This window comes from Geobacter sp. PheSNFMC (genome assembly GCF_059620965.1).
In genome coordinates this window covers 93,667-100,357 of sequence record NZ_JCAMRN010000002.1, presented here as the reverse complement: position 1 = coordinate 100,357, position 6,691 = coordinate 93,667, and the positions used below count along the sequence as shown (strand labels likewise).

The window sequence follows — 6,691 nt, the reverse complement described above, 5'->3', positions numbered from 1 at the left end:
TGCCGGCGCTTCCCCCCCCCCCTGAGCCGGGTAAGTACCCATGAACATTGCCGAAATCTTCATCCGCCGGTCGGTCATGACGAGCCTCATCATGCTGGCGGTCATGCTTTTCGGCCTCATCGCCTACGACAAGCTGCCGGTCAACGACCTGCCCACCGTCGACTACCCGACCATCCAGGTTTCCGCCACTCTGCCGGGCGCCAACCCCGACACCATGGCCTCATCGGTGGCGCTCCCCCTGGAGCGCGAGTTTTCCACCATTGCCGGTGTCGACTCCATGACCTCCACCAACGGCATCGGCATATCCCGCATTACCATCAAGTTCACCCTGGAGCGGGACATCGATGCCGCGGCCCAGGATGTCCAGGCCGCCATTTCCCGGGCCCAGCGCCAGCTTCCCCAGGATATGCCGGCCCCCCCATCGTTCCAGAAGGTGAATCCGGCCGATCAGCCGATCCTCTATCTGGTTCTCAGTTCGCCGACGCTTCCCCTCTCCACGGTCCACGAATACGCCGATACCATGATCGCCCAACGGATTTCCATGGTCAACGGCGTGGCCTCGGTACAGATCTACGGCTCCCAGAAGTATGCGGTACGGGTTCAGGTGGACCCCAAGGCCTTGGCGGCCCGCAAGATCGGCATTGACGAGGTGGCCCAGGCCCTGGAGCGGGGGAACGTGAACCTTCCAACCGGCACCCTCCAGGGAAAGCACGAGGCCCTGACGATCCAGACCAGTGGCCAGCTTTACAGCGCAAAGGAGTATGAGCCGCTCATCGTCGCCTACCGCAACGGCTCGCCGGTCCGTCTCGGAGAGATCGGCCGGGTGATTGACAGCGTGGAGAACGACAAGGTGGCCGGCTGGTACAAACAGACCCGTGCCATTGTCCTTGCCATCCAGCGCCAGCCGGGCACCAATACCATCGAAGTGGTAAGCAGGATCAAGGAGCTGCTTCCCCAGTTCCGCTCCCAACTCCCCGGCTCGGTGGATCTGAGCATCCACTTCGACCGGACCGAGGGGATCAAGGAGTCGGTCGCCGATGTGAAGTTCACCATGGTGCTCACCATCTGCCTGGTCATCATGGTGATTTTTCTCTTCCTGCGCAACCTGCCGGCAACGGTAATTCCGAGCCTGGCGCTACCGCTCTCCATTGTCGGCGCCTTTTCGGCCATGTACCTGATGGGGTTTTCGGTCAACAACATCTCATTGTTGGCTCTTACCCTGTCGGTGGGCTTCGTGGTGGACGACGCCATTGTCATGCTGGAGAACATCGTCCGTCACCTGGAGAAGGGGGAGAGCCCCATGGAGGCGTCCCTCCGTGGCTCCCGCGAGATCGGATTCACCATTGTCTCCATGACCATTTCATTGGTGGCGGTCTTTATCCCGGTTCTTTTCATGAAAGGGATGCTTGGCCGGCTGCTCCACGAATTCGCCGTCACCATCAGCCTGGCCATTCTCATTTCCGGCTTCGTATCGCTCTCGCTGACCCCCATGCTGTGCAGCCGCTTCCTTCGTCCGCACAGTGGTGAAAAGGGCCACGGCAGGTTTTATACGGTCATGGAGCGGTTTTTCGACGGCATGTACCGCCTCTACGAAGTGACTCTGGCAAAGGTTCTGAGGCTCCGCCGGACCGTGTTGGCCGGCACCCTTGCCATGACCCTGCTCACCATCTGGCTCTTCACGAGAATCCCCACAGGGCTGCTGCCCAGCGACGACATCGGGGCCATCTTCGCTATTACCGAGGGTGCCCAGGGGATTTCCTTCGAGGAAATGAAGGCCAAGCAGCAGCAGTTGGCGGCCATTGTGCTCCAGGACCCGAACGTTGAAGGATTCATGTCTTCGGCGGGCGCCGCCGGGAGCCGGGTGTCCTCCAATTCGGGGTTCATGTTCATTCGGCTCAAGCCCCGCCACGAGCGGAAGCTTAACGCGGATCAGGTCATCCAGCAGCTCCGGCCGAAAGTCATGGCTGTGCCCGGGATTCTCATGTTCCTCCAGAATCCGCCGCCGATTCGACTGGAGGCTCAGTTGGCCAAGAGCCAGTATCAGTTCGTGCTCCAGAGTCCCGATACGGATGAACTCTACCGGCGCGCAGCCGACCTGGAGGCCAGGCTGAAGCAGGTGCCGCTCCTGCTGGACGTGACCAGCGACCTCCAACTCAATAATCCCCAGGTGCAACTCGACATAGACCGGGACAAGGCGTCGGCCCTCGGCATCACCGCCCACCAGGTGGAGGATGCCCTCTATTACGCTTACGGCTCCCGCCAGGTTTCCACCATCTTCGCTCCAAACAACCAGTTCAAGGTTATCCTGGAACTGGAGCCCCGCTACCAGACCGACCCGGCAGCCCTGTCCATGCTTTACATCCGTTCTCAGCAGGGCGACCTTGTTCCTCTCAACACCCTCGCTACCCTGCGGCGGACTCTCGGTCCCCTTTCCGTGAACCATCTGGGGCAGATCCCGGCGGTGACCATCTCCTTCAACCTGCGGCCGGACACCCCTCTCAGCGAGGCCGTGTCAGCCATCGAGCAGGTGAGCCGCGATACGCTTCCAGCTTCATTCACCACCAGTTTCCAGGGAGTTGCCCAGGCCTACCAGCAGTCGACCACGGGGCTAATTGTCCTGATCATCATGGCGATCGTGGTAATCTACATTGTCCTCGGCATTCTCTATGAGAGCTATATCCATCCCCTCACCATCCTGTCGGGTCTTCCGTCAGCCGGGTTCGGGGCACTCATTACCCTGATGATCTTCGGCAAGGAACTGAATCTCTACGGCTTTGTCGGTCTCATCATGCTGATTGGCATTGTTAAGAAAAACGCGATCATGATGATCGACTTCGCCCTGGAGGCCCAGCGCACCGAGGGGAAACCACCACTGGAGGCAATCCATCAGGGGGCTCTCGTCCGTTTCCGCCCCATCATGATGACCACCATGGCGGCGCTGATGGGGACGCTCCCCATTGCCCTGGGGATCGGTGCCGGGGCCGAGGCCAGGCGTACCCTGGGGCTGGCTGTGGTGGGGGGGCTTCTGGTGTCCCAGTTGCTGACCCTTTACATAACACCGGTTATTTATTACTACATGGACCGCATGCAGGAATGGTTCGTCGGGAAACTGCCGGGCCGCCGGAGGGTCAGCGCATGAGAACGCTCGTTCTGATTCGTCATGGGGAAAGTGTCTGGAACAGGGAAAACCGTTTTACCGGCTGGACTGACGTGGGTCTGACCGATACGGGCGCGGCAGAGGCCCTGCGTGCCGGTCGTACCTTGAAAAACGAGGGGTTTGCCTTTGACGAGGCGTTCACCTCAGTGCTCAAGCGGGCCATCAAAACCCTCTGGATCATTTTGGAGGAGATGGATCAGATGTGGATTCCGGAGCACCGTCATTGGCGGCTCAATGAACGCCACTACGGCGCGCTCCAGGGGCTCAACAAGGCCGAAATCGCCGAAAAGCACGGTATGGAACAGGTTCATGTCTGGCGTCGCAGCTATGATGTTCCGCCGCCGCCCCTGGCCGCCGGCGATCCGCGCAACCCCGCACGGGACCCGCGCTATGCGGAGCTTGATCCCGCAGATATCCCCCTGACCGAGTCGCTCAAGGATACCGTAGCCCGTTTCCTTCCCTACTGGCACGAGACAATCGCGCCACGCATCCTGGCAGGCCGTCGGCTGCTCATCGCAGCCCATGGCAACAGTCTGCGGGCCCTGGTGAAACACCTGGACGGTATCGGGGACGACGCCATTGCCGGCCTGAACATTCCCACCGGTATTCCCCTTGTCTATGAACTGGAAGATGACCTGCGCCCCATACGAAGCTATTACCTGGGTGATCCTGACGAGGTTGCCCGGGCCACCCAGTCGGTGGCGGATCAGGTGAAGAGGTAAGTATGTGTGTGTCAGGGGCTATAGGATGCGATACCCTGGGCCCCGCGACACGATAAATCCTTCCGCGGCAAGCTGTTCCAGGTTTTTCCCCACGATTTCGCTGCTCGCTCCCACTGCCTTTTCAAGCGCATCGCGGCTGATACCCGGATTTTCCAGCACGGCCCGGAGGATGCGGCTGCGCACCTCCCGGTTGGATCCCTTGAACGGCGTCTGTCGCGTATGATGTGAACTGCGGCGCGACGGATTGCCATGCAGTCGCTTCAGGTGCGATCCGTAATCCATGAGAGCGTAATACCATTCGCGGGGATTATCGCGGTCCAGGGTCTGTTCGATCAGAGGCATGAGATCGCGGTCGTGAATGCCGCTTTGGTCCGCGAAGAAATGGTGGATATACACGCTGCGGATATTGGTCTCGATGAAGGGCAGGGGGGTGTTGAAGGCAAAGACGACCACTGCCCGGGACGTGTACGTTCCAATGCCCGGCAGCCGGACCAATTCGTTCGGATCGGCGGGGACCTCTCCTCCCAGGCTTGCGACAACCGCCTCGGCGCAGCGCTTGAGGTTCACGGCGCGCCGGTTGTAGCCAAGCCCCTGCCATGCCGCAAGAACCCGTTCCAGTGGCGCCGCAGCCAGGGCCCTCAGGTCAGGAAACTCGGCCAGGAATGTTGCGTACTTTTCCCTGACGCGCTCCACCTGCGTCTGCTGGAGCATGATCTCTGACACGAGGATGGCGTATGGATCAAAGGTCTCCCGCCAGGGGAGTTCGCGACGCTGGGGTACGTACCAGTCATACACGATCCGCCGGAAGAGGTCTGCCACGGCCGGCGTGAGCCCTTCCTGGCGGAAGAGATGCGTCAGCTCCTGTTCCCTGTTCAATGGTCGCGGTACCCCAGGACAACAAGGATGCAGCTCCCGTCAGCGATGACAGCGATGCCATTTTGACGGCAAAGCTCCACCGCCTTGTCGCTTTCGGCTCCCGGTTGCATCCAGATAGTGCGGATGCCCTTGCGGGCAGCCATTTCCACCACCTCTTCAGTGATCTTCGGCGGCGTAATGACCGAGATGCTCGTTACCTCATCCGGCAGGTCCATCACGCTGGCCACGCAGGCCACTCCTTCAATTTCCTGTTCCCTGGGGTTCACCGGGACGACCTTCAGGTTTTTCTGCTGATAGACCCTCAGGACCTTGTTGCCGTATTTGTGCCGGTCGGCCGAGGCTCCCACCACCCCGAACGCCTTGGCGGCGAAAAAGGCGTCGATCTGCTCTTTCGTGCTCATGGTGTCCTCCTCTCGTGTTGTGACGAGATTGATTGTATATCCTTTTGCGAAAATCACCAGCCGGAATCCGTTTCTGTGCGTTCAATGCCGGGTCCAGTCGGGCTTTATTTGCTTGACTATGGTTACTATCACCCATGAAACCGCAAGGGATGCGGCCATGATCCCCAGTGAGATGAAGGCGTTATTCAAAAGCGTTGGCCTGAGCAGCAGCACGAATCCGAGGCTGAGCATCATGATACCTGACACGAGCTTGAGAACCCGTCCCTGCCATTCGGTCAACTTCCGGCTGCCAAGGGTGATCGTAAAGATTCCCACGATAATCGCCAGGGGAATCACATAGACGACATTGTAAAACCCCAGATAGAGGTAATAGGCCGATGACGGCAGTTCGCGCAGGGTCAGGACCCGTGTGAATACCATGGGAAAGCCGGCGGTGCAGAGGAGTTCGTAACTGTTGGCGGCCAAGGCGAGCACTACGGTACCCGCCAGCATGGCTGGTAGGGTTCCTGCCCTGACAAGGTTTCTCATTCGTTCGAAGAGCCTGGGTTTTGCCTCTTCGGGGATGACGAGCGACACTCCCCTTTCGAACAGAAAAAAGTCCTTCACGTTCATGGTTGCGATGATCAAAGCCGCGACGGCAGCCAGCACGGTAATCCAGGTCAGGTGTCCGGTTACCAGAAAGAGATTCAGCCAGGCCGCCATGAAGAGAAAATAGACCAAGCCGGAGAAAAAGACGAACACCCCGCCGATTAGTGCCATTTTGTGGCGGGAATGGGCATGAACCATGAGACTCAGGAGAAAGAGGAGCACAAAGAACGCGCAGGGGTTAAAGCTGTCGAGCGTTGCAACGGCGAGGGTGAAAAAGGGCAGGGACAGTCTCTCGGCCGAAATGGTTCCGAGGAGAGGAAGGGTGAGCGGGGCCGCATTGCCGGCTCTGCCTTGTGTGTCGTTTTCGCCGGCTGGGTGGGATGTCGCGGTGCGTCTGACGATCTCCTGTTCCAGCTCACGACGGGTTTCATCTGAAAAACCGTCGAGCATCCTGTTGGCAATAATAAAGGTTGGGACCCCTTTAGCCTCTGTTCCCAGTTTGCGGGACATGGTCATGAGGAGATTGAGGTTGTTTTCATTGTGCAGCACTTCGTAGGAGCGGATTTCCAGGCCGGGAAAGCGGTGGTGGGCGTCAGCGAGGTAGGTCTTGGCCCGTTCGCAATGGGGGCAGCCTTCACCCCAGAAAAAGTAAAGGGTAACAGCCGGTGCCCGGGATGTCGTCTCTGCCCATGAGGCAAGAAGCATTGTCAGGCAGAGCAGGAGTGCGGCAACAGCGGGGAAAGGCGCCCATCTCGTTCTTGCCCTGATCATCGCTCGTCTCCCGCTCGGGCGCCGGGTATTTCTTCTTGTGTCTTCACCCGGCCCGAACTTGATATCTGTAGCAAGTGTACCACTCTGGAGCGAGCATTCATCTTTGCGGCAGAATCCTGAGACCAATGGTCTCGGGTGATTAGGTATGTATGTAAGTTTGGTGTGCGTTGAGCTGG

At 59.3% G+C, this 6,691-nt stretch carries 5 protein-coding genes; 2 read left to right on the top strand and 3 right to left on the bottom strand.

Translation table 11 applies throughout. The features are described from left to right. Positions 1-40: 40 nt before the first annotated feature. Together AC6CDK_RS00975 and gpmA are read left to right on the top strand one after the other, a co-directional pair. Complete coding sequence (locus tag AC6CDK_RS00975) at positions 41-3,139, top strand: efflux RND transporter permease subunit (RefSeq protein ID WP_192905123.1); 3,099 nt, start codon at positions 41-43, stop codon at positions 3,137-3,139. Continuing rightward, complete coding sequence (gene gpmA / locus AC6CDK_RS00970; protein ID WP_192905122.1) at positions 3,136-3,879, top strand: 2,3-diphosphoglycerate-dependent phosphoglycerate mutase; 744 nt, start codon at positions 3,136-3,138, stop codon at positions 3,877-3,879. The genes AC6CDK_RS00975 and gpmA overlap by 4 nt, the downstream gene beginning before the upstream one ends. A gap of 18 nt (positions 3,880-3,897) precedes the next feature. Here gpmA and AC6CDK_RS00965 read toward each other — a convergent pair whose 3' ends face one another. The 3 genes from AC6CDK_RS00965 to AC6CDK_RS00955 form a co-directional block, all read right to left on the bottom strand. Then, complete coding sequence (locus AC6CDK_RS00965) at positions 3,898-4,755, bottom strand: HhH-GPD family protein (RefSeq protein WP_039644931.1); 858 nt, start codon at positions 4,753-4,755, stop codon at positions 3,898-3,900. Next, on the bottom strand, positions 4,752-5,156 hold the full coding sequence (locus AC6CDK_RS00960; RefSeq protein WP_039644930.1) for a CoA-binding protein: 405 nt from the start codon (positions 5,154-5,156) through the stop codon (positions 4,752-4,754). The genes AC6CDK_RS00965 and AC6CDK_RS00960 overlap by 4 nt, the downstream gene beginning before the upstream one ends. An 81-nt stretch (positions 5,157-5,237) precedes the next feature. Continuing rightward, positions 5,238-6,515 carry a glutaredoxin family protein gene (locus tag AC6CDK_RS00955; RefSeq protein WP_192905121.1) on the bottom strand — a complete coding sequence of 426 codons (1,278 nt, stop codon included), beginning with the start codon at positions 6,513-6,515 and terminating at the stop codon, positions 5,238-5,240. Positions 6,516-6,691: the final 176 nt, after the last annotated feature.

Excerpts from the sequence above, each read along its gene's own strand:
- AC6CDK_RS00955 (WP_192905121.1), bottom strand. The coding sequence starts at position 6,515 with ATGATCAGGGCAAGAACGAGATGGGCGCCTTTCCCCGCTGTTGCCGCA.
- AC6CDK_RS00960 (WP_039644930.1), bottom strand. The coding sequence starts at position 5,156 with ATGAGCACGAAAGAGCAGATCGACGCCTTTTTCGCCGCCAAGGCGTTC.
- AC6CDK_RS00975 (WP_192905123.1), top strand. The coding sequence starts at position 41 with ATGAACATTGCCGAAATCTTCATCCGCCGGTCGGTCATGACGAGCCTC.
- gpmA (WP_192905122.1), top strand. The coding sequence starts at position 3,136 with ATGAGAACGCTCGTTCTGATTCGTCATGGGGAAAGTGTCTGGAACAGG.